Below are 730 nucleotides of genomic sequence, written 5' to 3' on the forward strand. Positions count from 1 at the left end.
CGACATAGGCAACATCGACCAGTGCGCGTGGACTGACCGCCGTCACCAGCGAGACGCGTTTGGCAGCTTCGAGAATCATCACTTTCGCTCTGGCATCGAGTGGTCCGAGAATTTCAGCCTCCGCCAGGCGCACGAGATTGCCGCCGTCGATGATTTCGCCGCGCAATTCGGCCAGCGCGCGCCGGCCGGCCGCGGTCTCGGGTTTGGCCGAGACAAAGGCCGACAATTCGTCGACGACCGATCGTGCCGCCTTGGGATCGTCGCGGGCGATCGCATCGAGCGCCCGCTTCTGCAGCTTTTCGACCTCGGCGAGGCGGGCGATCGCCAGGAATTCGCGAATCAGGATCACCACAAGCGCCAGCACGGCGATGGCGGCCATGCCGGCGGCCAGCCAGCCCAGCCACTCAGCGCGCGCAAAGAGGTCGCGTATGAGCTGGTCGGTCCACAGGCCGACCGCCAGCGAAACCAGCACGCCGAAGGCGCCGAAGAAGATGCTGCCGAGCAGCGAGCGTTTCCTGGGGGCGACGGCTGGTGGCGGCTCCGCGGCAATGATGTCGGGCTCGTCGAAGACATCGACTTTCGCCGGAATGACCATCGCGACATGGGTTTTCATCGCGCGGGGTTTGCGCTGGGTGTCGGCCTGGATGTTGCGCGGCTCAGGGGCCGCTTGTCTCGGTGGGGCTTCCGGTTCGATGCGGAATGCCGCCGGCTTGCGGGGCGCGGTCATGCC

1 protein-coding gene is annotated in these 730 nt (G+C 66.4%); it reads right to left on the reverse strand.

Going from position 1 to position 730, the window contains the following annotated elements; genetic code table 11:
- A partial coding sequence (locus tag EN991_RS38515) for a TIGR01620 family protein (protein WP_127370641.1) occupies positions 1 to 727 on the reverse strand: 727 nt, incomplete at its 3' end.
- Between the last annotated feature and the right edge of the window lie 3 nt (positions 728 to 730).

The organism is Mesorhizobium sp. M7A.F.Ca.US.005.03.2.1, from assembly GCF_003997795.1.
In the GTDB taxonomy this organism is placed as follows: domain Bacteria; phylum Pseudomonadota; class Alphaproteobacteria; order Rhizobiales; family Rhizobiaceae; genus Mesorhizobium; species Mesorhizobium ciceri.